At 66.3% G+C, this 22,589-nt stretch carries 24 protein-coding genes and 1 tRNA gene; 17 read left to right on the top strand and 8 right to left on the bottom strand.

Going from position 1 to position 22,589, the window contains the following annotated elements; all coding sequences use genetic code 11:
* Positions 1–45 precede the first annotated feature (45 nt).
* A complete protein-coding gene (locus tag MRBLMI13_RS04150; protein ID WP_367820217.1) occupies positions 46–531 on the top strand; it encodes a hypothetical protein in 486 nt (161 codons plus the stop codon).
* Positions 532–538: 7 nt separating this feature from the next.
* Here the strand turns inward: MRBLMI13_RS04150 and MRBLMI13_RS04145 are convergent.
* A tRNA-Leu gene (locus MRBLMI13_RS04145) sits at positions 539–621 on the bottom strand.
* Between the two features lie 101 nt (positions 622–722).
* Between MRBLMI13_RS04145 and MRBLMI13_RS04140 the strand changes: the two genes are divergently transcribed.
* Entirely contained in the window at positions 723–1,343 is a 621-nt protein-coding gene (locus MRBLMI13_RS04140) for an ANTAR domain-containing response regulator (RefSeq protein ID WP_042536652.1), read from the top strand.
* 3 nt (positions 1,344–1,346) lie between these two features.
* Positions 1,347–1,910, top strand: a complete 564-nt coding sequence (locus tag MRBLMI13_RS04135) for a GNAT family N-acetyltransferase (protein ID WP_367820219.1) — start codon at positions 1,347–1,349, stop codon at positions 1,908–1,910.
* Here the strand turns inward: MRBLMI13_RS04135 and MRBLMI13_RS04130 are convergent.
* Positions 1,885–2,313, bottom strand: a complete 429-nt coding sequence (locus MRBLMI13_RS04130; RefSeq protein WP_042536653.1) for a hotdog fold thioesterase — start codon at positions 2,311–2,313, stop codon at positions 1,885–1,887. The genes MRBLMI13_RS04135 and MRBLMI13_RS04130 overlap by 26 nt on opposite strands.
* Before the next feature lie 45 nt (positions 2,314–2,358).
* On the opposite strand from MRBLMI13_RS04130, the gene polA reads away from it, so the two are divergent.
* The 6 genes from polA to MRBLMI13_RS04100 all read left to right on the top strand — a co-directional run bounded on the left by polA (position 2,359) and on the right by MRBLMI13_RS04100 (position 10,794).
* On the top strand, positions 2,359–4,992 hold the full coding sequence (gene polA / locus MRBLMI13_RS04125) for a DNA polymerase I (protein WP_367820222.1): 2,634 nt from the start codon (positions 2,359–2,361) through the stop codon (positions 4,990–4,992).
* A 93-nt stretch (positions 4,993–5,085) separates the two neighbouring features.
* A complete protein-coding gene (locus MRBLMI13_RS04120) occupies positions 5,086–6,762 on the top strand; it encodes a DUF885 domain-containing protein (RefSeq protein ID WP_367820224.1) in 1,677 nt (558 codons plus the stop codon).
* Positions 6,763–6,815: 53 nt separating this feature from the next.
* The gene (locus tag MRBLMI13_RS04115) at positions 6,816–7,850 is read left to right on the top strand and encodes an LLM class flavin-dependent oxidoreductase (protein ID WP_367820226.1); all 1,035 of its coding nucleotides are present in this window, start codon (positions 6,816–6,818) and stop codon (positions 7,848–7,850) included.
* Between the two features lie 43 nt (positions 7,851–7,893).
* Positions 7,894–9,246, top strand: a complete 1,353-nt coding sequence (locus MRBLMI13_RS04110; RefSeq protein ID WP_367820228.1) for an MFS transporter — start codon at positions 7,894–7,896, stop codon at positions 9,244–9,246.
* Between the two features lie 37 nt (positions 9,247–9,283).
* Complete coding sequence (locus tag MRBLMI13_RS04105) at positions 9,284–10,042, top strand: SGNH/GDSL hydrolase family protein (RefSeq protein ID WP_042536658.1); 759 nt, start codon at positions 9,284–9,286, stop codon at positions 10,040–10,042.
* An 11-nt stretch (positions 10,043–10,053) separates the two neighbouring features.
* On the top strand, positions 10,054–10,794 hold the full coding sequence (locus MRBLMI13_RS04100) for a formylglycine-generating enzyme family protein (RefSeq protein ID WP_414685947.1): 741 nt from the start codon (positions 10,054–10,056) through the stop codon (positions 10,792–10,794).
* A gap of 2 nt (positions 10,795–10,796) precedes the next feature.
* Here the strand turns inward: MRBLMI13_RS04100 and MRBLMI13_RS04095 are convergent, their stop codons facing one another.
* On the bottom strand, positions 10,797–11,222 hold the full coding sequence (locus MRBLMI13_RS04095; RefSeq protein ID WP_367820232.1) for a GNAT family N-acetyltransferase: 426 nt from the start codon (positions 11,220–11,222) through the stop codon (positions 10,797–10,799).
* Positions 11,223–11,242: 20 nt separating this feature from the next.
* The gene (locus MRBLMI13_RS04090) at positions 11,243–12,568 is read right to left on the bottom strand and encodes an MFS transporter (RefSeq protein WP_309688536.1); all 1,326 of its coding nucleotides are present in this window, start codon (positions 12,566–12,568) and stop codon (positions 11,243–11,245) included.
* A gap of 94 nt (positions 12,569–12,662) precedes the next feature.
* Here MRBLMI13_RS04090 and MRBLMI13_RS04085 point away from each other — a divergent pair, with 94 nt between their 5' ends.
* The 6 genes from MRBLMI13_RS04085 to MRBLMI13_RS04060 all read left to right on the top strand — a co-directional run bounded on the left by MRBLMI13_RS04085 (position 12,663) and on the right by MRBLMI13_RS04060 (position 17,177).
* Positions 12,663–13,031, top strand: coding sequence for a VOC family protein (locus tag MRBLMI13_RS04085; RefSeq protein ID WP_042536660.1), 369 nt, complete (start codon positions 12,663–12,665; stop codon positions 13,029–13,031).
* Positions 13,032–13,142: 111 nt separating this feature from the next.
* The gene (locus MRBLMI13_RS04080) at positions 13,143–13,592 is read left to right on the top strand and encodes a GNAT family N-acetyltransferase (protein WP_367820235.1); all 450 of its coding nucleotides are present in this window, start codon (positions 13,143–13,145) and stop codon (positions 13,590–13,592) included.
* Positions 13,593–13,619: 27 nt separating this feature from the next.
* Positions 13,620–13,952: an ArsR/SmtB family transcription factor gene (locus MRBLMI13_RS04075; protein WP_367820237.1), complete on the top strand. Its 333-nt coding sequence runs from the start codon at positions 13,620–13,622 to the stop codon at positions 13,950–13,952.
* Between the two features lie 95 nt (positions 13,953–14,047).
* Entirely contained in the window at positions 14,048–14,608 is a 561-nt protein-coding gene (locus tag MRBLMI13_RS04070; protein ID WP_367820239.1) for a GNAT family N-acetyltransferase, read from the top strand.
* 250 nt (positions 14,609–14,858) lie between these two features.
* Positions 14,859–15,704: a class I SAM-dependent methyltransferase gene (locus tag MRBLMI13_RS04065; protein WP_367820241.1), complete on the top strand. Its 846-nt coding sequence runs from the start codon at positions 14,859–14,861 to the stop codon at positions 15,702–15,704.
* A gap of 81 nt (positions 15,705–15,785) precedes the next feature.
* Positions 15,786–17,177 (top strand): serine hydrolase domain-containing protein, encoded by a 1,392-nt coding sequence (locus tag MRBLMI13_RS04060; protein ID WP_367820243.1) that lies wholly within the window; start codon positions 15,786–15,788, stop codon positions 17,175–17,177.
* 12 nt (positions 17,178–17,189) lie between these two features.
* Here the strand turns inward: MRBLMI13_RS04060 and MRBLMI13_RS04055 are convergent, their stop codons facing one another.
* From MRBLMI13_RS04055 to MRBLMI13_RS04045, 3 genes are read right to left on the bottom strand one after another with little or no spacing between them, the layout of a single operon-like run.
* Complete coding sequence (locus MRBLMI13_RS04055) at positions 17,190–19,541, bottom strand: ATP-binding cassette domain-containing protein (protein ID WP_367820245.1); 2,352 nt, start codon at positions 19,539–19,541, stop codon at positions 17,190–17,192.
* A 25-nt stretch (positions 19,542–19,566) separates the two neighbouring features.
* The gene (locus MRBLMI13_RS04050) at positions 19,567–19,977 is read right to left on the bottom strand and encodes a VOC family protein (protein WP_367820247.1); all 411 of its coding nucleotides are present in this window, start codon (positions 19,975–19,977) and stop codon (positions 19,567–19,569) included.
* Positions 19,978–19,982: 5 nt separating this feature from the next.
* Positions 19,983–20,381, bottom strand: a complete 399-nt coding sequence (locus MRBLMI13_RS04045) for a helix-turn-helix transcriptional regulator (RefSeq protein ID WP_367821335.1) — start codon at positions 20,379–20,381, stop codon at positions 19,983–19,985.
* A 182-nt stretch (positions 20,382–20,563) separates the two neighbouring features.
* On the opposite strand from MRBLMI13_RS04045, the gene MRBLMI13_RS04040 reads away from it, so the two are divergent.
* Positions 20,564–21,163 carry an HdeD family acid-resistance protein gene (locus MRBLMI13_RS04040; RefSeq protein ID WP_367820249.1) on the top strand — a complete coding sequence of 200 codons (600 nt, stop codon included), beginning with the start codon at positions 20,564–20,566 and terminating at the stop codon, positions 21,161–21,163.
* Positions 21,164–21,229: 66 nt separating this feature from the next.
* On the opposite strand, the gene MRBLMI13_RS04035 is transcribed toward MRBLMI13_RS04040, so the two are convergent.
* Positions 21,230–21,994 carry an SDR family oxidoreductase gene (locus tag MRBLMI13_RS04035; protein WP_042536668.1) on the bottom strand — a complete coding sequence of 255 codons (765 nt, stop codon included), beginning with the start codon at positions 21,992–21,994 and terminating at the stop codon, positions 21,230–21,232.
* 120 nt (positions 21,995–22,114) lie between these two features.
* Here MRBLMI13_RS04035 and MRBLMI13_RS04030 point away from each other — a divergent pair, with 120 nt between their 5' ends.
* Positions 22,115–22,588: an NfeD family protein gene (locus tag MRBLMI13_RS04030; RefSeq protein WP_056376841.1), complete on the top strand. Its 474-nt coding sequence runs from the start codon at positions 22,115–22,117 to the stop codon at positions 22,586–22,588.
* Position 22,589: the final 1 nt, after the last annotated feature.

The following is a 22,589-nucleotide window of genomic DNA, read 5'->3' as shown; positions in this document are numbered from 1 at the left end:
TCAGGCGCAGGCCGCCCGCACGGCGGCAGGCCCGCACCCGCACACATGGATGACCTGACCATCGACCCCGCCGTGGCCGAGCGACCCGACAGCTCCCGCCCGCTGGTCGGAGCGCCATCCGCACCTCAGCGGTATCCCGCCGGCGCGCTCCCGGAAGCCGACGACACGCCCCTCCTCTCGAGGAAGCCGGGAAGCATCGGCGTCAGGTTCCGCCTCAAAGGTCGCTTCCGCACCCACGAGGCCATCGCGTGCGTCCCCGCCTATCTTGCGCAGAGTCATGCATGCGACACCGTCCTCGACTCCGACGGACACCGGGTGCACGACGGGCAGACATATGAACCGGTGCTGGTCGGCGGACTTCACGTCGATGCAACCGATGAGAACCTCGACGCGATCATCCGGTCCGTGGTTCCGCGAGACGTCGTCACCGCCGACCACCCTGCGGTCGCTGAGCGGATGATCCTCGAGGCGATGAGCCCCGCCCTCGATCGATATCTGTTGATCGACGGTCAGGTATGGATCAGCATCTGAACTGATGTGCCGGCGGTGGGACTCGAACCCACACGCCCTTTCGGACAAAGCATTTTGAGTGCTCCGCGTCTGCCATTCCGCCACGCCGGCTCGTGTGTAGCGTCTTCGACTTTAGCGCAGGCGATCCGTGCTCACCGTCACCCGCCACACCATCGGGGGACCTCAGAGGTGGTCTCCACTAGGATGGGTCTGTGACCGAGCAAGAACAGGCAGCAGAACAGCCCACGTCATCCGCACCCAGACGCGTCGTCGTCGCCGAGGACGAGTCGCTGATCCGTCTCGACATCGTCGAGATCCTCCGCGACAACGGCTTCGATGTCGTCGGTGAGGCAGGTGACGGCGAGACGGCCGTGGCACTCGCGACCGAGCTCCGCCCCGACCTCGTCATCATGGACGTCAAGATGCCGCAGCTCGATGGCATCAGCGCAGCCGAGAAGCTGCACAAGGGCAACATCGCACCCGTCGTCCTTCTCACGGCGTTCAGCCAGAAGGAGCTCGTCGAGCGCGCGAGCGAGGCCGGAGCACTGGCCTACGTCGTCAAGCCCTTCACCCCGAACGACCTGTTGCCCGCCATCGAGATCGCCCTTGCGCGTCACGAGCAGATCATCACGCTCGAGGCCGAGGTCGCCGACATGGTCGAGCGCTTCGAGACCCGCAAGCTCGTCGATCGTGCCAAGGGCCTGCTGAACGAGAAGATGGGCCTGTCCGAGCCCGAGGCGTTCCGCTGGATCCAGAAGGCATCGATGGACCGCCGCCTCACGATGCAGGATGTCGCCAAGGCGATCATCGAGCAGCTCGCTCCGAAGAAGTAGCCTTTGCTCCCGCTCGACGCGGAGCATCTGCTGCGTCCTGTGCAGGTCGGCGACGGTCCTGCACTCGCCAGGGCGTATTCGGCCAACCGAGAGCACCTCGCACCGTGGGAGCCGCTCAGGTCACCGGAGTTCTTCACCTCGGAGTGGCAGGAGTTCCACGCCGAGCAGTGCGTGATCGAAGCCTCTGCTGGCCGGAACATCCGCTTCGTGATCGAGTCGTCCGACGGCGAGATCCGCGGACGGATCAACCTCAACAACATCGTGCGCGGCGCGTTCTGGAACGCCGATCTGGGTTACTGGGTCGATCACACGCGGCTCCGTCGCGGTCTCGCCTCCCGCGGGGTGCGCCTCGTCGCCGCCTACGCGCGGGACGAGGTGCGACTGCACCGCCTGCAGGCAGCGACACTGCTGCACAACTCCGGTTCTCAGCGTGTTCTCGCGGACAACGGCTTCGAGCGCATCGGCATCGCACCGCAGTATCTGCGGATCGCGGGGGAGTGGCAGGACCACCTGCTGTTCCAGCTGCTGCTGGACGAACCTCTCAGCGAGCCTCGGGAGCGTCCTTGATCATGTTGGTGATGCGGATCGTCGAGCACCGGCGGCCCTGATCGTCAGTGACGACGATCTCGTGCACCGTGATGCTGCGCCCGAGGTGCACGGGCGTGCACACGCCGGTCACCACGCCGGACGTCGCCGATCGCGTGTGCGTCGCGTTGATGTCGACCCCGACGGCCAGTCGCCCTGGACCCGCGTGCAGGTTGGCGGCCATGGATCCCAGCGACTCGCCGAGCACGACATAGGCGCCGCCGTGCATGAGGCCGACGGGCTGAGTGTTGCCTTCGACGGGCAGCGTCGCGACGCAGCGCTCGGTGGTGAACTCGAGGAACTCCATGCCCATCTTCTGAGCGAGCGCACCCATTCCCCGGGCTGTCGCCCAGTCGAGTCCTGCACTGGTCGCGGTGTCGCTCATGGTTCCTCCTCAGCGGGTGTCTGTCGTCCTCGTTAGGCTGACAGGGTGACGGACTCCGCAAAGCCTACCCTCATGGTCGTCGACGGCCATTCGCTCGCCTATCGTGCCTTCTTCGCCCTGCCGGTCGAGAACTTCACGACCAAAGACAATCAGCACACGAACGCCATCTACGGCTTCCTGTCGATGCTGGTCAACCTCATCAAGGCCGAGCAGCCCACGCACATGGCGATCGCTTTCGACACTTCGCGCCACTCGTTCCGCACGGATGTCTACCCGGAGTACAAGGCGACCCGCTCCGAGTCCCCGCAGGAGTTCAAGGGACAGATCCCGCTCCTGCAGGACTGTCTCGCCGCGATGTCCATCCCGGTTCTCACCAAAGAGGGGGTCGAAGCCGACGACATCCTCGCGACGCTCGCGGCGCAGGGAGCGGAGCAGGGATACGACGTGCTGGTGGTCTCGGGAGACCGCGACACGATCCAGCTGGTCACCGACGACGTCACGCTGCTGTACCCGTCGGTGCAGGGCGTCTCGCAGCTCAAGAGGTACGACCCGGTGACCGTGCAGGAGCGCTACGGGGTCCGACCCGAGCAGTACCCCGACATCGCGGCTCTCGTCGGCGAGACGAGCGACAACCTTCCCGGTGTGCCCAAGGTGGGCGAGAAGACGGCCGTGAAGTGGTTGACCCAGTTCGGCTCGCTCGACGACCTGCTCGAGCGCTCAGACGAGATCAAGGGCGTCGTGGGCGGCAATCTGCGCGATCACATCGAAGACGTGCGTCGCAACCGCCGCCTCAACCGACTGCTGCGTGACGTCGAACTTCCCGTCGCGCCTGACGACCTCGCCGTCGCACCGATCGATGCCCAGGCCGTGCGAGACATCTTCGCCCGCCTCGAGTTCCGCACCCTGCTGCCTCGCGTCTTCGAGGCCGTCGGCGCGGGCGAGGTGGCTGACGATCCGACGACGACAGTGGTGCTGCCCGAGCCGACCGAGGTCACCGCGGCGGACTTCGTCAGCTGGGCCGAGGCGCAGACCGACGACGTCGCCGTGCGGATCGTCGCGCAGGGCGGGGCTCCGACGAGACTCGGTGCCGCCTCCGGGGACGAGCTCCGTGAACTCGACTGGAACGACGAGGTCGTCGAAGTCCTGCGGCCGTGGCTCGAGTCCGCGAGCCCCAAGGTGCTCCATGACGCGAAGCCCCAGGTGAAGGCTCTGCTCCGCCTGGGGGTGCGAATGAGCGGCCTGGCCTATGACACGAGTCTGGCGGGATGGCTGCTGCGTCCGAGCTTCCCCGACAAGACGCTCGGCGACCTCGTAGAGCGCTACCTCGGCGAGAAGCTGCCGGAGGCAGATCCGACGCAGCTCGTTCCGGAGACCGAGGGCGCGACTCCCTCGCAGGAGGCCTGGTTCGCGCTCCGTGTCGCCGCCGCGCTGCGCGAGGACATTCCCGAATCCGTCGCCGCCGTGCTCACCGACATCGAGCTGCCGACGCTGCTGACCCTGGCCGACATGGAGGTCGCCGGTGTCGCGGTGTCGCACGACGTGCTGTCGACCTTCTCCGGCGAGCTGGCGACGCGCGCCGAGGGTCTCGCTCAGGAGGCGTTCGGCATCGTCGGTCGCGAGTTCAATCTCGGGTCTCCGAAGCAGCTGCAGGAGGTGCTGTTCGACGACCTGCAGCTGCCCAAGACCCGCAAGACGAAGACCGGGTACTCCACGGATGCCGCAGTGCTCGCCGACCTGCAGGAGTCCCACCCGCATCCGTTCCTGGGCCTGCTGCTGCAGCACCGCGAGGCGACGAAGCTGCGCCAGATCATCGAGTCGCTCGACACCGCCATCCAGGACGATCACCGCGTGCACACGACGTACGTGCAGACCGGCAGCCAGACCGGACGCCTGTCGAGCACCGACCCGAACCTCCAGAACATCCCGGTGCGCACCGAGGAATCACGTCGCATCCGCAGCGCCTTCCAGGTGGGAGAGGGCTACGAGTCTCTGCTCACCGCCGACTACTCCCAGATCGAGATGCGGATCATGGCACATCTCTCGGGCGACGAAGGTCTCATCGAGGCGTTCAACAGCGGTGAGGACCTGCATCGGTTCGTCGGTGCGCGGGTGTTCGGTGTCGAGCCGAGCGAAGTGACCTCGGCGATGCGCACGAAGGTGAAGGCGATGTCGTACGGGCTCGTCTACGGCCTGTCGGCGTTCGGGCTGTCGAAGCAGCTCCGCATCGAGCAGTCCGAGGCGAAGCAGCTGATGGTCGAGTACTTCGCTCGGTTCGGAGCGGTTCGCGACTACCTGCGGGCATCCGTCATGAAGGCCAAGGAGGTCGGCTACACCGAGACCATCTTCGGCCGCCGCCGCCCGTTCCCCGACCTTGCGAGCCCGAACCGCGTGCTTCGCGAGAACGCCGAGCGCGCAGCGCTCAACGCCCCGATCCAGGGAAGCGCGGCGGACATCATGAAGATCGCACTCCTGCACATCCACGAGGACCTGAGGTCAGAAGGTCTCAGCTCGCGCGCACTGCTGCAGATCCACGACGAACTCGTCGTCGAAGTGGCACCGGGGGAGTGGGATGCGGCGGAGCGGATCGTGCGGACCCGCATGGGCGACGCAGCGGACCTCACCGTGCCTCTCGACGTTCAGGTCGGCCGCGGACACGACTGGAACGAGGCCGCGCACTGAGGCTGGCCGACGCGTCGTGACTTCCACGGTGCAGAGCACGGCTGCGCGGCACACCGATATCCTGCGCAGGGGGTGCGGGGCTACGCTGGAGGGATGACTTCAGCTCCCCGCACTCCGTCTGCCATCGACAAAGTCGCCGATGAGTGGGTCGACACCATCGCGGTGCTCGCCCCGACGCTCGGCACCTACATCGGCAGAGACGAGGTCAACGACCGTTTCGGCGATCTGAGCCCCGAGGGGCACGAGCAGATCGCATCTGCAACGCGATCGACGCTCGCGAAGCTGCAGGCACTCGACCCGGTCGACGCGATCGACGAAGTCACGAAGACCGATCTCTCGGCAGAGCTCAGCCTGGATCTCGAGCTGCACGACGCGAACTGGCACCTGCGCGACCTGAACGTCATCGCTTCAGCGCCACAGGACGTGCGGTCGGCATTCGATCTGATGCCGACGGCCACAGCGGACGACTGGAGCGTCATCGCGACGCGTCTCGCCGCGGTGCCCGACGCGCTCCGCGGATACACCGAAACGCTCCGCGCGGGCATCGCCGCCGGAGTCACCCCCGCTCGGCGCCAGGTGGTGGAGGTCGCCACGCAGATCGACCGCTACACCGCCGACGACGGGTTCTTCGCCGCATTCGTGGCCGAAGCGACTCCTCAAGAGGGCAACCTCCCCGCATCCCTCGCTCGCACTCTGGCCGACAACTCCGCTGCGGCGCGGGTCGCGTACGACGAACTTCGCAGCTTCCTGGCCGAGGAGCTCGCTCCCGTCGCGACGGAGGTCGATGCCGTCGGACGAGAGCTCTACGCGCTGAACTCCCGTCGCTTCCTCGGTGCCACGATCGACCTCGATGAGACCTACGACTGGGGCCGCGAGGAACTGGCCCGCATGGTCGCCGAACAGACCGCGATCGCGAACGAGATCCTCCCCGGCGCCTCGGTCGAAGAGGCCGTCGCCCACCTCGAGGCCGATCCCGCTCGCAAGCTCGTCGGAACAGACGCTCTCCAGAAGTGGATGCAGGAGACGAGCGACCGCGCTGTCGCAGAGCTCGGCGCCACGCACTTCGACATCCCCGAGGCGATTCGCACTCTCGAATGCATGATCGCGCCGACGCAAGAGGGCGGCATCTACTACACCGGTCCGACCGACGACTTCTCGCGTCCGGGGCGCATGTGGTGGTCGGTTCCCGAGGGCGTCACCGAGTTCGACACATGGCGCGAACTGACGACGGTCTATCACGAGGGTGTCCCGGGGCATCACCTGCAGATCGCCCAGGCCGTCTACAACCGCACCGAGCTCAACTCGTGGCGGCGACTGCTTGCCGGCACCTCGGGCCATGCAGAGGGTTGGGCGCTGTACGCCGAGCGTCTGATGCAGCAACTCGGCTACCTCGACGATCCGGCCGACCGATTGGGCATGCTCGACGGCCAGCGGATGCGCGCGGCCCGTGTCGTGCTCGACATCGGAGTGCACCTCGGCAAGCCGCGTCTCGATGGCGACGGCACCTGGGACGCCGACTACGCACTCGACTTCATGCGCAAGAACGTGAACATGTCCGATCAGTTCGTGCAGTTCGAGGTCAACCGCTATCTCGGCTGGCCGGGCCAGGCGCCCTCCTACAAGGTGGGTCAGCGCATCTGGGAGCAGGTGCGAGACGCCTATCAGGCAGAGCGGGGCGCGGACTTCGATGTGAAGGACTTCCACAAGCGTGCTCTCGACATGGGCGGGGTCGGACTCGACACACTCCGAACCGCGCTTCTGTCGCGCTGAGGGAATGCGCCGACCGGATCCGCTGTTCATTCAGCTGAATAGAAAGGGCTGACATGAGCATCGAGTTCGGGCTGGACACCTTCGGCGACATCACGAGAGGCGACGACGGCGAGCTGCTCACCGGCGCGCAGACGATTCGCAACATCGTCGAGCAGGCGGAGCGCGCCGACAGCGTCGGTGTCGACTTCTTCGGCGTGGGGGAGCACCACCGCACGGAGTTCGCCGTGTCGGCACCGGAGATGGTGCTCGCCACCATCGCAGGTCGCACGAAGAGCATCCGTCTCGGAACCGCCGTCACCGTGCTGTCCTCGGATGACCCTGTGCGCGTGTTCGAACGCTTCTCCACCCTCGATGCCCTCTCGAACGGACGAGCCGAGGTCGTGCTCGGCCGGGGCTCTTTCATCGAGTCCTTCCCGCTCTTCGGCTACGATCTCCGCGACTACGACGCCCTCTTCGAGCAGAAGCTCGAACTCTTCGTCGAACTCCTCAAAGAGCAACCGGTGACCTGGTCGGGATCGATGCGCGCCTCGCTCGAGAACGCGAACGTCTTCCCGAAGACGGAGAACGGTCTGCGCACCTGGGTCGGGGTGGGCGGCAGCCCTGAGTCCGTCGTGAGGGTGGCACGTCACGGTCTCGGCCTCATGCTCGCGATCATCGGAGGCCCTGCCGGTCGCTTCCGTCAGTTCGTGGATCTCTACCACCGTTCGGTGGCATCCTTCGGCACGAACTCGCACCCGATCGCCGTGCACTCGCCGGGCCACATCGCAGACACCGATGAGGAGGCATGGGAGGCCGCGTACTCCGGGTTCGAGGCGATGAACAACACCATCGGTCGCGAGCGCGGATGGCCCCCGTACAGCCGGGCACGCTTCCAGAACGACGTGGGACCTGCGGGAGCTCTGTATGTCGGCTCGCCGGAGCGAGTCGCGGCCAAGATCGCCGACACCGTCACGACGCTCGGACTCGGCCGCTTCGACATGAAGTACGCCACCGGCACGCTGTCACACGACGCGATGATGCGCAGCATCGAGCTCTACGGCTCAGAGGTCATCCCTCGGGTGCGTCGGCTGCTCGCCGACCGCGACTGACGCACGTGCTCGGCGGCGCGCGCGTCACATCTACGATGTAGCCATGGCCAACACCGCGCTGCCGAGCCGGGCGTCGATCGCCGGACGTCTCGATGAGCTCCCGTTCACGCGCCGTCACCTCCGCCTTCTCACCGGGTCAGGGGTCGGCTGGGCTCTGGATGCGATGGACGTCGGACTCATCTCGTTCATCCTCGCGGCTCTCACTCAGCAGTGGGGTCTGACGAAGACGGATGCCGGATGGATCGCATCGGTCGGCTTCATCGGAATGGCGATCGGCGCGACCCTCGGCGGCCTCCTCGCCGACAGGCTCGGGCGGCGCCAGGTCTTCGCATTGACGCTGCTGATCTACGGCGTCGCCACGGGCGCGAGCGCACTCGTGAGCGGTCTCGCCGCGCTCCTCTTGCTGCGGTTCCTCGTCGGACTGGGTCTCGGCGCCGAGCTTCCCGTCGCTTCCACGTATGTGAGCGAGTTCGCGCCCGCTCGCATCCGAGGCCGGCTCATCGTCATCCTCGAGGCCTTCTGGGCGCTGGGGTGGACGGCGGCAGCCCTGATCGGGTTCTTCGTGATCCCCGCATCCGACGACGGCTGGCGCTGGGCTTTCGCACTCGGCGCGATCCCCGCCGTCTACGCCCTGATCGTCCGGTGGGGGCTCCCGGAGTCGCCGCGGTGGCTCGCCTCGCGCGGCCGCATCGCCGAGGCCGATCGGATCGTGGCGACCTTCGAGGCTGACGCGGGTGTCGAACCGGCGCCTGCGATCAGGAGAGAGCCGGCGTCGCGCGCGATCGCCGTCACCACCCGCGCGCGATTGACCACGCTGTGGAACGCGGAGTTCCGGGTTCGCACCATGTGCCTCTGGCTCGTCTGGCTCTGCGTGAACTTCGCGTACTACGGCGCGTTCATCTGGATCCCCAGCATCCTGGTCGATGCGGGATTCGATCTCGTACGGTCCTTCGGGTTCACGCTCATCATCACTCTCGCTCAGCTGCCCGGATATGCGGTCGCCGCGTGGCTGATCGAGGTGTGGGGCAGGCGCACGACGCTCTCGGTCTTCCTCGTCGGCTCGGCGGTGTCGGCTGTCTTCTTCGGGACATCGACGACCGAGACCGCCATCATCGCCTCGGGCATGGCCCTCTCGTTCTTCAACCTCGGCGCCTGGGGCGCGCTGTACGCCGTGACTCCCGAGATCTACCCGACCTCGTTGCGGGGCACGGGAGCTGGCTGGGCGGCGGGAGTGGGACGCATCGCGTCGATCGTCGCTCCGCTGGCCGTGCCGATCGTGCTCGTCGCGGGCGGGGCGCCGGTGCTGTTCGCAGTGTTCGGCGCGTGCTTCATCGTTGCGGCAGGAGCGGCGTGGGGCTTGGTCGATCGCGGGGGAATGGCGCTCGACGACCGGTGAACGCCTCAGTGTCCGTGCGCGGGAATAGGCTGTCGAGGTGACAGAAGTACGTTATGTGGCCATCGGAGATTCCTTCACCGAGGGAGTGGGTGATGATCTCCCCGACGGCCGTGAGCGAGGGTGGGCGGACCTCGTGGCTCAGGGATGGGCCGATGCCGCCGGTCACCCGATCAGCTACGCGAACCTCGCGATCCGCGGCAAGCTCGCCTGGCCGATCGTCGAGCAGCAGCTCGAACCCGCGCTCGCGCTGCGTCCGACGCATCTGTCGTTCAACGGCGGAGGAAACGACATGCTCCGACCGAGGACCGACCTCGAGCACATCGCCGACGCGTTCAGCCGGGTTCTGCGCCGGTGTGACGAAGAGGGCGTCACCCTGATCCTGCTCTCCGGGGCGAATCCGAGTGGTCAGCTTCCGATGGGGTCGCTCGTGCAACGGCGCGGCGACCTGCTCTCCGACGCGGTGCTGCGCCGGGTCGAGGGTCGCGACGACGTCGTGCGGGCACTCAACTGGCCAGACCGAGAACTCGCCGATGCGAAGTACTGGTCTGCGGACCGGCTCCACATGAACTCCGCCGGTCACCATCGTGTCGCCGCGCGAGTGCTCCACGGCCTGGGGTTCGAGCCGCCGTCGACGTGGTGGTCTCCGACCGCTCTCACCGCAGGTGGCCCGGCCGGTCTCGCCTACTACCGTGAGTTCGTCGGCCCCTGGGTCCGACGGCGCGTCACACGCACCTCTTCCGGAGACGGCCGCGCCGCGAAGTACCCGGACTGGGTCGAGAGGGTTCCGCACGCGTGACCGACATCGAGATGCGCCGCATCACAGGCGGCTCGGTCACTCTGCATGATGCGCGTCGCAAGGTCGAGCGCACCGTCGCGGTCGAGGACTTCGAGATCGGCGTGTTCCCGATCACCGAGGAGCAGCTCGCGGAGATCCTCCCCATCGCATCACGGCATCCGCGGCGTCCTGCAGTCGATGTGAGCTGGCTCCGGGCGATCCATTTCTGCAATGCCGCCTCCGAATGGGAGGGGCTCGATCCGGTCTATCGCTTCGACGGCGAAGACGTCAGCTGGGATGCGACAGGTGACGGGTATCGGCTGCCCACTGAGGCCGAATGGGAGTACGCCTGCAGGGCGGGCTCGGTCGGTCCTCATTACGCGCCGCTCGCCGACGCCGCCTGGACGAGCGCCGACGCGGTCTCCTCTCCTCAGGATGTGGGTGGCAAGCTGCCGAACCTGCACGGCCTCTTCGACACTCTCGGCAACGTCTGGGAGTGGTGCTGGGATCTTCTGGATCCGGCCCGCTACGACGACTATCGGGTGTTCCGAGGCGGCGGATTCGCCGACGACTCCTGGAGCGTCCGAGCGTCGGTGCGCCGCGGGGGAGGACCCCGCATGCATCACGAGGACGTCGGCATGCGTGTCGCCCGAGGAGGCTTCGACTCATCGGATGACGCCCAGGGCTGGTCAGCGCGAGCAGATCGCGAGCGTGCAGCGGTCGACGGCCCCGTGCCCTTCGGATGGACACCGTTGAGGCGACCGGGGCGCTGACATCACCCTCGGTCGATCAGCTTCACCATGTAGTGGTTCGGATCGGCAGAGGGCGCGAAGCCGTACTGCGCGTAGAGACCGCTCGCGGTACTCGTGGCGAGCATGATGCGCTTGACCGTCGATGATTCGCGAAGGTCTTCCAGCACACCCTCGACGAGTATTTTTCCGACTCCGTGCCCTCTGGCCTCCTGGTCGACGAACACGTCGCACAGCCACGCGAAGGTCACGCCGTCGGTCACGACGCGCGCATACCCCACCTGCTGATCGCGCTCGTCGCGGATCGAGTAGTTGCGCGACGCGTCGATCGCGGCGTCCTGGGTCGCGCGGCTGCGGCCCTTCGCCCAGTACGACTCCTCGCTCAGCCAGCGGTGCACCAGGTCGCGATCGATCAGGGCGCGGTCGTTCGAGAAGGTGAAGCTCGTGGGCATGAGCCCCATCCTAGAAGCAGTCAGCGCCGCCTCTCGGGATCCAAGCCCATCCTGATGCGTGTGCGCTTGCGCTCGATCAGGATGAAGGTGACGCCGAGGATCCAGAGCGGGATGGGCATGAGGAACGCGACCCGGAATGCCTCGAGTGAGTAGGTCTCCGGCGTTCCCGCCCCTTGCAGGTCGAGAGCGAGCCCGATGAGGAAGATCGCGATCAGAGCAGCGATGAACCCGCCCGCATTCGTCACTCCGGTCGCGGTGCTCAGGCGGTGCGAGGGATTGTGCGTGCGTGCGTGGTCGAAGGCGATCATGCTCGCCGGGCCTCCCGTCGCGAGAGCCACGGCGAGAAGGTAGAGCAGCCAGAGCGGAGCCGGCTCGGGCAGAGCGAGGACGGCCACCCATGCGACGACCTGCACACCGACGGCAGGCAGGACGAGTGCGAGCGAGCGCTGGTTGGGCAGACGACGAGAGAGGTCGCCGATGATGGGACCCAGCGCCATTCCGGCGACCACGTACACCGAGATGATCCCCGCGGCGTGCGCGGTGTCGAGTCCCTGAGCCGCGGTGAGGAACGGCATTCCCCACAGCAGGATGAAGGCGGTGCCGGCGAACGGCGTCGTGAAGTGCGACCAGAACGCGAGACGCGTGCCGGGGTGGGCCCAGGCCGCGCGGATGCCGACGCCCGTATCGATGGCCGAGGTGACGACGCGGATCACGCCCGTGTCGGTGTCGATCGTCACGTCAGCGCCGCGCTCGGCGGGGTGATTGCGGATGACGAGCGCGACGAGGATCGTGAACAGGACGCCGAGTCCCGCGATGCTGCCGAAGGTGACCGTCCACGTGGTCGCGTGGAGAAGAGCTGCGAGCGGTACGAGTGCGATCAGCTGGCCCGCCTGACCGATGATGCCGGTGAACTGCACCATGATCGGTCCCCGCTGCGCCGGGAACCAGGTCGCCACCAATCGCAGCACGGCGGGGAAGATCGCCGCGTCGCCTGCGCCGAGAAGGATGCGGGCGAAGATCGCGATCCCGATGCCGGGGGAGAGGGCCATCGTGAGCTGGCCCGCTGCCATGAGCAGCATGCCGATCGTCATGATGGGGCGGGAACCGAAGCGGTCGAGCAGGATTCCGATGGGGATCTGCATTCCGCCGTAGACGGCGAGCTGCACCACGGCGAACAGCGCGAGGGTCGACGCATCGGCCTGGAACCGATCAGCGGCCTCCACGCCGACGGCGCCGAGCGACGTGCGGTTGGTGATGGCGAGAACGTAGGCTGCGACACCCACGCCCCAGATGAGCCAGGCCCTCCAACCCGGGGTGGTCACGGGGGAGCGGGGAACCTGTTGCACTCCTCCCACGGTACTCCTCGTGGGAGAGTCTGCCGACGCGAGGACACTCGAGCAGGGGGTGCCGGATGTCCGACGCTCTCGCTACCGTGGCCGCATGACACCTGTACCCGTGCACCACTCCATCAACTACGTCGAGCTCGTCGTCAATGATCTCGAGACGGCAAAGCGGTTCTACCGAGACGCGTTCGGCTGGGTCTTCGTGGACTACGGTCCCGCCTACGCGGGTATCGCCTCTCTGACCGGAGACGGCACGGAGGTGGGCGGTCTGCTTCTCTCCGACCAGGGGCGTCCGCCCGGCGGGCCGCTCGTGCTGCTGTACTCCGACGATCTCGACGCCACGCAGAAGTCGATCACCGACGCGGGCGGCGCAGTGGTCCAGGGGCCGTACGAGTTCCCCGGTGGACGGCGACTGCACTTCATCGACCCGAGTGGCAACGAGCTCGGGGTCTGGGCTGCGCGGTGACGACAGAATGAGTGTGTGACGTCTCATCCTCATCCTCATCCTCCGTATGACGAGCTCCGTCGGTCGCTCCGCGTCCGTGCATCGACGTGGGATGACGCGGACACGACCGCGGTGAGTGAACTCGTCCGCACGTATCTGCTGCAGACCGAGGCGGAGAAGGTCGAGTATGCCGAGGCATCGCCGGCAGGGCTGGCAGCGTTGCCGCCGAGTTACGAGCGCGAGGTGGCCGATCCGGTCGCCGCCTACGCGGACTGCACCACTCTGCTCGCGATGACCGAGCAGGGGCCCGTCGGTGTGGTGATCGTACGGGTCGATGGGGGAGAGGCCGAGATCAAGCGACTCTGGGCAGATCCGAACCTCCGTGGACGTGGTCTGGGATCCGCGTTGCTGGATGCTGCACTGGCGCTGACAACAGGACGCGTCCGGCTGTCCGTCTGGGAGTGGCGGGCGCCGGCGATCAGGCTCTACGAATCGCGCGGTTTCGAACGCGTCGCGTCGTGGGACGACCGAGAGGGGCTCATCTGCATGGAGAGACCCGCAGAAACTTTGCCCTTGCGCTAACTGTTCCCGTGATCAATACTTATCTTCATGGCTAACGATCAGGACGAGAACGCGGTTTTCCTTGCTCTCGCGGATCCGACTCGCCGCGCGGTCATCCGAGCACTCGGACCCGGCCCGGCAAGCGTGGGCAAGCTCGCGCAGCCCTTCGCGATGACGCTTCCGTCGTTCATGAAGCACATCCATGCGTTGGAGGACAGCGGACTCATCCGCACATCCAAGAGCGGTCGCGTGCGCACCTGCACACTCGATCGCGACCGCCTCGCGGTCGTGGGGCACTGGCTCGACGAGCAACGGCGAGTCTGGGAAGACCGCACTGACCGCCTCGACTCCCTGATGGCCGATCCGGAGGAGAACCGATGACCCGCACCGCACTCGACCCGCGACTCGACCTGACTCTGGAGACGGCGCTGACTGCGACCCCCACCTCCGTCGATCCGACGCACGGGGGACTCTGAATGACTGACCACGTCGACATCGTCGAGCATGATGCCCTGTCCGAATCGCAATCGGCGGCACTGAGAGAACTCTTCGATCGTGAGTACCGAGCAGAGTATGGAGAGTGGAACCCCGATCGCCCGTACGGGTATTCGCCCGCGGATGTGCACACGATCGTGTTCCGTGGCTCCATCGCTGTCGCGCACGTCGGGTTTCAACGGCGCCTCATACGCGTCGGCGCACGCGAGGTGGCGGTCGCCGGAACCGGGGGAGTCCTCGTCCATCCGGACTGGCGCTCCGACGGAGTCGGTCGCCTCGTGATGTCGCACGCGCAGCAGGCAATGCGCGACGACGATCGTGTGAGGTTCGGCTACCTCGGGTGCCGAGAGGAGGTCGTGCCGTTCTACGAGCGCACCGGCTGGTCACGGGTGAACGCCGTAGAACGTCATGTCTCGATGATCGACTCGAACGAGACGGTGACATCTTCGGCGGGGCCGATACTCGTCTTCTCGGCCGGCTCGGGCGCTGACGCAGATCTATGGCCGGAGGGTGACATCGACCTGCGAGGCACTCCATGGTGACCGTAACGAGGCGGACAAGTGGTCCACAGCCAGATGCAGCCCGCAGACAGCCGACTCCGTTGCGGGGCGCGCTCGGAGGCGCCTTCACCGCTGCGGGCGCGGGTTGGTCGTGACAGCTATGGGAGTGTGACTGGCTTCGACACCGCGGGTCCATAAGCGACGGGGAGGCCGACTCTGACTTGTTCTGACATAATGTACATTATCGGCGTTACTACGTTGCCGCGATCGGAGCGCTCGATAGGCTCGTGACGTGAACGGAAGCAACGTCGAGATCGACTGGGAACTGGCGCGAAACGCCAACCGACAGAACTGGGATGATCGCGTGCCGTTGCACGAAGCGGCATACGGTCTGGACGCGTACGACGAGCCGACTCACATCAGCGACGTCGTGAGCGAAGACCTGCCGGTGCTCAACCGCTTCGTGCGCGGCGGAACGCTCGCGGAATTGGACGTGTGCCACCTCCAGTGCCACATCGGCACGGATACGATCTCGTTGGCGCGTGCCGGGGCGATCGTGACCGGCGTCGATTTCTCGGAGCCGGCGCTGCAAGCCGCAGAGGCACTCGCGAACCGCGCCGGGGTCTCGGCCACGTGGGTCCAGACCGACGTCCTCGATGCGAGCAACGTGGTGTCAGGCGACTTCGACATCGTCTACACGAGCATCGGGACGATCTGCTGGCTCGAGGATCTCGACCGATGGGCGGCCCAGATCGTCGCTCTGCTGCGTCCGGGTGGGACGTTCTTCATCCGCGACGGCCATCCTGCGCTGCTGGCTCTCGACGAGGGCGCGCAAGAACTCACGACCCGCTACCCGTACTTCGGCGACGGCCGTGCGCAGCAATGGGACGACGAGTCGACCTACGCCGGAGACGGCAAGGTCGCTCACCCGCGCACCTACGAGTGGCCGCACCCCCTCTCCGAGATCCTCGGATCGCTGTTGAGAGCCGGTCTCCGCCTCCTGCACTTCGATGAGGGACGAACACTCCCCTGGCAGTTCAGCCCGCGGATGGTCGAGGTGTCCGGCGGCTACGCGTGGCCAGAGGCGGAACGGAACCTCATCCCCTGCACCTTCACCATCGTCGCGCGCCGGGACTGAGGCTTTTCTGCAGCGGTGCTGCGCGAACAGTGCGACCTGTAGGGTGACCGAGTGCTTCTGCCCCGCGCCACTCCTTCGTCGATGCAATTCTCAGCATCGGCGATCAGTTCGTTGCTCGACCATCTGGAGGAACGGGGTATCGAGTGCCATTCGCTCATGGTGTTGCACCGAGGCCGCATCATCGCGGAAGGGTGGTGGGCGCCGTACTCCGCTGATCAACCGCACCTGCTGTACTCGCTGACGAAGTCCTTCACGTCAGTCGCGGTCGGCATCGCGGTGAACGACGGGCTGTTGCGACTCGATGACCGCGTCGTCGACATTCTGCCGGATCACGTTCCCGACGACGCGTCCGAGCAGGCGCGTGCACTCACCGTGCAGCACCTGCTGACCATGACCACCGGTCATGCCGAAGACACTCTGGGCGACGCCTGGGCACTCGAACCGACGGATCTGGTGCGAGGTTTCCTCAGGATGCCGGCAACTGCCGCGTCGGGTTCACACCACACCTACGACAACTCGTCGACCTTCGTTCTGGCGCGAATGGTCGAACGTGTCACAGGAACGCCTCTCCCGACGCTTCTGGATGAGCGACTGTTCGCTCCGCTCGGGATCACTGACATTGAGTGGGATCGCGTAGGCGACGGTGCGGTGTACGGGTTTCACGGTTTGCATCTGACTACCGAGTCTGTCGCGGCGTTCGGCGAGCTGATGCTGCGCGGCGGGGAATGGCAGGGACGCCCGATCCTGTCGCAGGACTGGATGGCGGAAGCCACCCGGAAGCAGGTTGACAGCCGCCACTACTCCCCCGGCGCCCCGGGTGTGGACTTCCATGCCGGATACGGGTATCAGATCTGGTCATCGACCTATGGCTTCCACGGCAACGGCGCCTTTGGGCAGCAGTGCATCGTGGTCCCCGACCAGGAGCTCGTGGTCGTGCTGACAGCCGCGCACAGCGAGGTCCGCCATGCGCAGGATGTGCTCGACGCGGTCAGACGCTTCGTCGTGCCCGGGGTCGGTGGCGCACGAGACGACGACCAGGATGCAGCACTGGCTCGGCGGATGAGTGACCTCTCTCTTCCGATGGTGGAAGGCACGCTCGGGGGTGCATCGTCAGCGATCTGCGCGACGCTGGATGCCTCCCCAGCGGGCTCGGCACTCGCCGAGGGCACGCCGGTGGTGGTCGAACAGCGGGCTCGCGGATGGATCATCCGCCTGGGGCTGGACATCGAGATCGCGGTGGGCTTCGACTCGTGGCGGGAGAGCCGCCCGCTGGGACGACCGGTGGTGTCAAGCGGCGCCTGGCAACGCGACATCTTCGTCGCTGATCTGCACCTGGTCACCTCGCCGCACCGCGTACGGCTGACTGTCCGAAAAAGCACGGCACACCTGGTCTGGGTGACGGTGCCTCTCACGACCTCAGATCTGACCCTGCACCTGAAGTCGCCGCTCATGACGCGCCCCGACATGGCCTGAGCGTCCCCTCCCCTACGCGCCGACGTATTCCGCCAGGTGCTCCCCCGTGACCGTCGACTTGGCCGCGACGAGATCCGCCGGGCTTCCCTCGAAGACGACCCGACCTCCGTCATGGCCCGCGCCCGGTCCGATGTCGATGATCCAGTCGGCGTGAGCCATCACCGCCTGGTGATGCTCGATCACGATGACGGTCTTGCCGGATTCGACGAGTCGATCGAGAAGGCCGAGGATGTTCTGGACGTCCGCGAGGTGCAGGCCCGTGGTCGGTTCGTCGAGCACGTACGTGTCGCCCTTCTCCCCCATCTGGATGGCCAGCTTGATGCGCTGACGCTCGCCGCCCGACAGTGTCGACAACGGCTGCCCGAGGGAGAGATAACCCAGGCCGACGTCTTCGAGGCGACCGAGGATCGTGGCGGCGGCGGGCAGCTTCGCTTCCCCTTCGGAGAAGAACACCCTCGCCTCGGCGACAGGCAGATCCAGCACCTCGGTGATGTCCTTGCCTGCGAGCTTGTACTCGAGGACGGCAGCCTGGAACCGCTTGCCGCCGCAGTCCTCGCACGGCGTCTCGATCGTGTCCATGAACCCGAGCTCGGTGATGATCACACCGGCACCCTTGCATGTCGGGCACGCTCCTTCGGAGTTCGCACTGAACAGCGCGGGCTTGACGCCGTTGGCTTTCGCGAACGCCTTGCGAATGGGCTCGAGCATGCCGGTGTACGTGGCGGGGTTGCTCCGTCGTGACCCCTTGATCGCGCCCTGGTCGATCGCGACGACGCCCTCGAGCTTCGACACCGATCCGTGGATCAGCGAGCTCTTGCCCGAACCGGCGACCCCGGTGACCACCGTGAGAATGCCCGTGGGGATGTCGACGTCGACGTCCTGCAGGTTGTTGGCGTTGGCACCGCGGATCTCGATCGCACCGGTGCTGCTGCGCACCGATTCCTTGAGCACTGCTCGATCGTCGAGATGATCACCCGTGCGCGTGCCACTGGCCTTCAAGCCTTCTACGGTTCCCTCGAAGCAGATCTCGCCTCCCGCGCTTCCCGCGCCGGGACCGAGGTCGACCACATGATCACCGATCACGATGGTCTCGGGCTTGTGCTCCACGACCAGCACCGTGTTGCCCTTGTCGCGCAGGCGCAGAAGCAGCGTGTTCATGCGCTGGATGTCGTGCGGATGAAGGCCGATGGTCGGCTCGTCGAACACATAGGTGACGTCGGTGAGAGACGACCCCAGATGGCGCAGCATCTTGATGCGCTGCGCCTCTCCGCCGGACAACGTACCGGAGGGCCGTTCGAGGCTCAGGTACCCCAGGCCGAGCGTGACGAATGCGTCGAGGTTGGCACGCAGCGCCTCGAGCAGCGGAGCTGCGCCAGGAAGCTCCAGACCGCGCACCCAGTCGGCCAGATCCGTGACCTGCATGCGGCACGCATCCGCGATGCTGATGCCGTCGATCTTCGACGACCGAGCACCTTCGGTGAGACGCGTGCCGTCGCACTCCGGGCAGGTCGCGAACGTCGCCACGCGCTCGACGAAGGCGCGGATGTGCGGCTGCAGGGCGTCGAGGTCCTTCGACAGCATCGATTTCGTGATCTTGGGGATGAGCCCCTCGTAGGTCATGTTGATTCCCGAGATCTTGACCTTGGTGACTTCGCCGTAGAGGAACAGGTGGCGCTGCTTCTCGGTGAACTCGGCGACCGGCTTGTCGGCCGGGTAGAACCCCGACGCGGAGAAGCCCTTCACCATCCAGCCGTCCGCGGTGTACCCCGGGACCATGATGGCCCCCTCATCGAGGGACTTCGACTCGTCGACGATCTGAGTGAGGTCGAGGTCGGACACCGCTCCCCTGCCCTCGCACCGAGGGCACATGCCACCGAGGTAGATCGCGTCCTTGACGATCTTCTTCTCGCCCCCCGGACCTGTCATCACCCCGCTGGCCCTCTGGGTGGGGATGTTGAAGGAGAAGGCTGTAGGCCCCCCGATGTAGGGCTGACCCAGTTTGCTGAAGAGGATCCGCAGCATCGCGTTCGCATCGGTGACCGTGCCGACCGTCGACCGCGGATTCGCCCCGAGGCGCTCCTGATCGACGATGATCGAGGTCGTGAGTCCCTCGAGCACGTCGACGTCGGGGCGAGGCACCGACGGCATGAATCCCTGCACGAACGCACTGTAGGTCTCATCGATCATGCGCCGGGACTCGGCGGCGATCGTGTCGAAGACCAGCGAGCTCTTGCCCGACCCCGAGACGCCGGTGAACACCGTGAGACGACGCTTGGGGATGTCGACGCTCACTTCTTTCAGATTGTTCTCGCGCGCACCCTGCACGCGGATGATGTCGTGGCCGTCAGCGGGGTGCGTCGTCATGAGGATCCTCGAGTAGCGACCGGGGTCAGCCGGCCTGGTTGATTCGGAGAAGGTTGCCCGCAGGGTCGCGGAACGCGCAGTCGCGCACGCCGTACGGCTGGTCCATGGGCTCCTGGACCACGTCCGCGCCGCTCTCGACGAGACGCTCGAACACGGTGTCGAGATCGTCGCTCGCAAGCGTCAGCGCGCCGTAGCTGCCCTTGGCGATGAGTTCGAGGATCGTCTGTCGCTCGGCGTCGGTGATCCCGGGGTCTGTGGCCGGCGGGTGCAGCACGATCGACGTCTCCGGTTGCCCTTGCGGACCGACCGTGAGCCATCGGAGACCGTCGTAGCCGACGTCGTTGCGCACCTCGAACCCGAGGGCGTCACGATAGAAGCCGAGGGCCGCATCGGCGTCGGTGTGCGGAAGGAATGTGTAGTGGATGCTGATTCTCATGGGATTCACGTTAGGTGCGCGCCCGTGCGCGGCGCTTCTTGATTCCTGATCGGTCTGATCACGTGCTTCGCCTGGAAGGTGGGGATGCCGTCGACATCCGCTGCGCGCTCACGATACACGCGGGGTGAGACACCGACGAGCTCGGTGAATCGTGTGCTGAAGGTGCCGAGCGATGAGCACCCCACTTCGAAGCACACCTCGGTGACGCTGAGGTCGCCGCGGCGCAGCAATGCCATGGCCCGCTCGATCCGCCGCGTCATCAGATAGGAGTACGGCGATTCGCCGTAGGTCTGTTTGAACTGCCTGCTGAGATGCCCCGCCGACATGTGCGCGCCGCGCGCCAGAGCCTCGACATCGAGAGGCGTCGCGTACTCGCGATCGATGCGATCCCGCACTCTGCGCATCACGACGAGATCGCGGAGCCGCGCATCGTCGTCCGGGGTCACCCCCCGATTTTCGCATGACCTCGCGTAACAGCGTGTGAACGTCCGCGACATATCGATATCGACCTACCCCCATCCCGCCCCGGACAGCGCTACTCTGTGACCATCCCTCACAGGATTTTCTCAGAAAGGGGTCCCCAACCATGTCTGATCCACTCGCAACCGAAGCGAAGTCACTGTTCAAGTCCATTCGCGTGGTGCTGGCGGTCTCGGGCGCCATCGCCCTCATCGCCGGCATCGTCCTGCTCGTCTGGCCGCTCAAGTCCGCCGTGATCGTCACAGGCATCTTCGCCACTTACCTCGTGATCGCAGGTCTCGTCTACATCGGCCTGGGCATCTTCTCCAAGGTCAAGGGCGGATGGGCTCGAGTCGGCCACATCGTGCTGGGCCTCGTCTACATCGTCGCCGGCGTGATCGCGTTCGCGAACCTCGGAGTCGCCGCGGCGACCCTCGCGCTCGTCGTCGTCATCTTCATCGGCATCAGCTGGATCGTCGACGGAGTGGTGGCGCTGTCCCTCCTCGGACAGGACGGCTCGCGGGTCTGGACGCTGCTCTACGCACTGCTCAGCATCATCGCCGGTATCGTCGTGCTCTTCTCCCCGCTGTACGCGGCGGCGGTGCTCTGGCTGGTGCTCGGCATCTCGCTCGTCGTTCTCGGAATCGTGCAGATCGTCCGCGCGATCACCCTCGGCAAGGACGCGAAGGAGTTCGTGGCCTCGGCGAAGTCCGACTCCGCGATCTGACTCGCCTCGTAACGCAGAGAGAGCCCCGTCCATCCGGACGGGGCTCTCTCTGTTGGTCTCAGAGACTCACTCGGCCTCGAAGGCGCTGACGTCGCCGACCAACCGGGTGTTGTCTGCAGGAACGGCGTCGACTGCCGCACGTGCGATCTCCGCCGCGAACTCCGACACGTTGTAGAGCTTGCCTGCGGACTCGCGGCGCTCGGCGATCGCGCCGGGGTTGGCGCGCTCGAGCAGCGTCGCCGTGATGGTGCCCTCGATCATGTCGCCGGAGACGACGGTGAACCCGATGCCCTTCTCGGCGAGACCGGGGATGCGCTCGCGGAGCGCATCCTCACCTGCACGCTTCGACAGCGCGACCGGCTCGTACTCCGGCATCGTCGGCGTGGTGCGGATGAAGTGGGCCTGGTGGCTCGTCACGAAGACGACCCGCGACCCATCGCCGAGCAGAGGGGCAGCGGCGTCGAGGACGTTCAGCTGCGCGTCGCGGTTGAGCGTCAGCGCGTAGTCCTCAGCCATCCCGGATTCCATGCCCCCTGATGCGTTCAGCACGAGCACATCGAGGCGACCGAACTCGGCCTTCACCGCATCGAACATCTCGCCGACCGACGAGGGGTCGGTGAGGTCGGCGCCGACGACGAGCACGCGTCGCCCCAGCTCGCGCAGCTGCGCGGCGAGCTTCTCGGCGCGCGGCGCCTTGTTGCGGAAGTTGATGACCACGTCGGCCCCCGCCTCGGCGAGGTAGCGCACGGTGTCTGCCCCGATTCCTCGAGACGAGCCGGTGACGAGGGCGACCTTGCCCTCGAGAGAACCTGCGGGAAGAACGTCGGTCACGGTGACTCCTCTGATGCGTGAATCGCCGTGATGACACGGCGCTTTCAGACTATCAAGCCGGCCCCTTCGAACCGGGAACCGCCTCGTGCCGCGTGATAGGTTGACCGCAAAGGAGGCCGCATGGACAACTTCGCGACATTCGTACAGTTCATCGACCAATGGGCATGGATCGGGTGGCTGATCCTGATCGCCATCTTCCTCGTGATCGAGATGCTCACTCTCGACTTCACCTTCCTGATGCTGAGCTTCGGCAGCGCAGTCGGCCTCGTCACCGATTTCCTCGGCATCCCGGTGTGGGTCCAGGTGCTGATCGCCGCGGCGGCGGCCGCACTGTTCATCCTCTTCCTGCGTCCGCCGCTGATCAAGCGTCTGCATCGCGGCGAAGACCCGACCAAGTCCAACGTCGAAGCCCTGCTGAACCTGCGAGGCACGGCCCTGCAGGACATCACCCAGATCTCCGGACAGGTGAAGCTGAGCAACGGCGACACCTGGACCGCCCGCACCGCAGGTGCCGTGCCGATCCCCCAGGGCTCACCGATCGCAGTGATCGCGATCAACGGCGCGACCGCGACCGTCCGTCCCGTCAACGACTAGG

Origin of the sequence: Microbacterium sp. LMI13-1-1.1, from assembly GCF_040815625.1 — a bacterium.
GTDB classification, from domain to species: Bacteria; Actinomycetota; Actinomycetes; order Actinomycetales; family Microbacteriaceae; genus Microbacterium; species Microbacterium forte.
The sequence above is the reverse complement of the archived record's forward strand: the minus strand, read 5'-3'. Positions and strand labels throughout refer to the sequence as shown.